General features: G+C 73.1%; 2 protein-coding genes and 1 pseudogene. All 3 read left to right on the forward strand.

Annotated features, from left to right (window positions below):
* Positions 1–601 (forward strand): methyltransferase (locus C1J01_RS47130; RefSeq protein ID WP_146616015.1); only part of this gene is annotated, 601 nt, incomplete at its 5' end.
* The gene (locus C1J01_RS47135; RefSeq protein WP_111185570.1) at positions 585–3,041 is read left to right on the forward strand and encodes a polynucleotide kinase-phosphatase; all 2,457 of its coding nucleotides are present in this window, start codon (positions 585–587) and stop codon (positions 3,039–3,041) included. The genes C1J01_RS47130 and C1J01_RS47135, both read left to right, overlap by 17 nt.
* Before the next feature lie 46 nt (positions 3,042–3,087).
* Positions 3,088–3,315, forward strand: a pseudogene (locus C1J01_RS47140) (sugar porter family MFS transporter); the annotation flags it as partial.

Below are 3,315 nucleotides of genomic sequence, written 5' to 3' on the forward strand. Positions count from 1 at the left end.
CCTCAGTGTCCGGCGGCGGGAGGCCGTGCTGGCCGCGCTGGACGAGCTCGGGGCGACCAGTGTGATCGACCTCGGGTGCGGGCGGGGCGAGCTGGTCGGCGCGCTGCTCCAGCGCCCGCGCCTGACCCGGGTCGCCGGCATGGACGTCTCTCCCATGGCGCTCGCCATCGCCGCCCGCAAGCTGCGCCTCGACCGCATGCCCGACACCCGCCGGGCCAGGCTCACCCTGTTCCAGGGCGCGCTCACCTACACCGACCGGCGGCTGTCCGGCTACGACGCCGCCGTGCTCATGGAGGTGATCGAGCACATCGACCCGCCCCGCCTGGACGCGTTCGAACGCGTCGTGTTCGGCGCCGCCACCCCGCGGCACGTGCTCGTCACCACCCCCAACGCCGAGTACAACGTCCGTTACCCGTTCCTCACCGGCCTGCGCCACCCCGACCACCGCTTCGAGTGGACCCGCGCGGAGTTCACCGCCTGGGCCACCGGCGTGGCCGCCCGCTACGGCTACCGGGTCTCGTTCGCGCCGGTCGGCGACGACGACCCCGAGCTCGGCCCGCCGACCCAGATGGGAGTGTTCACCCGTGATCTCGCTTCCTGAGCTCTCCCTGGTGCTGCTCGTCGGCGTGTCCGGCAGCGGCAAGTCGACGTTCGCGCGCCGGCACTTCAAGCCCACGCAGGTGATCTCCTCCGACTTCTGCCGCGGCCTGGTCTCCGACGACGAGAACGACCAGGCGGCCACCCCGGCCGCCTTCGACCTGCTGCACCACATCGTCGGCGTGCGCCTGTCGCGGGGCCTGTTCACGGTGGTGGACGCCACCAACGTCCAGTACGCCGCCCGCCGCGGCCTGATCGAGCTGGCCAAGCGGCACGACGTCCTGGCCGACGCGATCGTGCTGGACGTGCCGCGCGAGGTCGCGGTCGAGCGCAACGCCGCCCGCCCCGACCGCGACTTCGGTCCGGGTGTGGTGGCCCGCCAGGACAAGGACCTGCGCCGCTCGCTCGCCCGCATGTCCGGCGACGGGTTCAGGAGGGTGCACGTGCTGCGCGGCGTCGAGGAGATCGAGGCCGCGCAGGTCACCTACGAGAAGGCGTGGTCGGACCTGACGGAGCTGACGGGCCCGTTCGACATCGTCGGCGACGTGCACGGCTGCCGCTCGGAGCTGGAGACGCTGCTGGGCGAGCTGGGCTGGCAGGGGGTCCGGCACCCGCAGGGCCGCACGGCGGTGTTCGTCGGCGACCTGGTCGACCGCGGTCCCGACACGCCGGGAGTGCTGCGCCTGGTCATGGACATGGTGGAGGCCGGCACGGCGATCTGCGTGGCGGGCAACCACGAGGACAAGCTGCTGCGCGCGCTCAAGGGCCGCAAGGTCACCGTCGCGCACGGTCTGCGGGAGTCGCTCGACCAGCTCGCCGCCCAGCCGCCGGAGTTCGTCGAGCGGGTGCGCGGGTTCCTCACGGGGCTGCGCAGCCACTACCGGCTCGACGGCGGCCGGCTGGTCGTCGCGCACGCCGGGCTGAAGGAGGCCTACCACGGCCGCGCCTCCGGCCGGGTGCGCGCGTTCGCCCTGTACGGCGACACCACCGGCGAGACGGACGAGTACGGCCTGCCGGTCCGCTACCCGTGGGCCGAGGAGTACCGGGGCCGCGCCATGGTCGTCTACGGCCACACACCGACGATCCGCGCCGAATGGGTAAACAACACGATTTGTCTGGACACGGGTGCTGTGTTCGGCGGCCACCTGACCGCCCTGCGCTACCCGGAGCGCGAGCTCGTCCGCGTCCCCGCGGAGAAGGTCTGGTACGAGCCGGCCCGCCCGCTCGGCACCGCCGGACGCGACCCCGGCCTGCTCGACGTGACCGACGTGATCGGCACCCGGCACGTGGAGACCAAGTTCGGCGGCCGGGTCAAGGTGGCCGAGGAGAACGCCGCCGCCGCGCTGGAGGTCATGAGCCGGTTCGCGGTCGACCCGCGCTGGCTGCTCTACCTGCCGCCGACGATGGCCCCGCCGGAGACCTCGCGGCTCGACGGCTACCTGGAACACCCGCACGAGGCGTTCGAGGAGTTCGCCGCGGCCGGGGTGGAGGAGGTCGTGTGCGAGGAGAAGCACATGGGCTCGCGGGCGGTCGCCGTGCTGGCCAGGACGCCGGAGGTGGCGCGGGAGAGGTTCGGCGTGACCGACGGCGCCGGCATGGTCTACACCCGCACCGGGCGCCCGTTCTTCGCCGACCCGGCGCCGCTGGTCGACCGGCTGCGCGAGGCGTGCGCGCCGCTCTGGGCCACGCTCGGCTCCGACTGGGTGGTGCTCGACTGCGAGCTGCTGCCCTGGTCGGCGAAGGCCGGCGAGCTGATCAGGTCGCAGTACGCCTCCGTCGGCGCGGCCGCCCGGGCGGCGTTGCCCGAGGCGGTCGCGGCCCTGGAGGCGGCGGCCGGGCGCGGCCTGGATGTGGGACCGTTGCTGGACCGCGCCCGGCGCCGCTCCGGCAACGCTGCCCTGTTCCGCGACGCCTACGCACGCTACTGCTGGCCCGTCGAGGGTCTCGACGGCATCCGGGTGGCGCCGTTCCAGATCCTGGCCTGCGAGGGGCGGGCCACGGCGCTGGAGCCGCACGCCTGGCACCTGTCCACGCTGGCGCTGCTGGACTCGCCGCTGATCACGCAGACGCGGCACGTCACCGTCCGGCTCGATTCGGCGGAGTCGCGGGCGGAGGCGACCGCGTGGTGGGAGGCGCTGACGGCGGCCGGCGGCGAGGGCATGGTGGTCAAGCCCGCGGCGTACACGCCGGGACGGGTGCAGCCGGGCGTGAAGGTGCGCGGGCGCGAATACCTGCGCATCATCTACGGTCCCGACTACACCGAGTCGCTCGACGTGCTGCGCCGCCGCTTCCTCGGCAAGAAGCGCTCCCTGGCGCTGCGCGAGTACGCGCTCGGCCTGGAGGCGCTGGCCCGGCTGGCGGACGGCGAGGCGCGCTGGCGGGTGCACGAGCCGGTCTTCGCGGTGCTGGCGCTGGAGTCGGAGCCGGTCGACCCACGCCTGTGATGTCTGTGACTGGTGGGTAATGCCCCATTTTGGGGTAAGGACCTGCATGGCTTCTCAATACACCCACCATGAGCATCTCGGTCATGTCGTGTTCATCACGGCCGCCGCCGCCATCGGCGGATTCCTCTTCGGCTATGACAGCTCCGTGATCAACGGCGCCGTGGTCGGGATCCAGCGGCATTTCGCGGTCGGATCGGTCGAGATCGGCTTCGTGGTGGCCATCGCCTTGCTGGGCTCCGCGCTGGGGGCGTGGACCGGGGGCGGGCTCGCCGAC

The sequence above is a fragment of the Nonomuraea aridisoli genome (assembly GCF_003236395.1).
GTDB lineage: Bacteria > Actinomycetota > Actinomycetes > Streptosporangiales > Streptosporangiaceae > Nonomuraea > Nonomuraea aridisoli.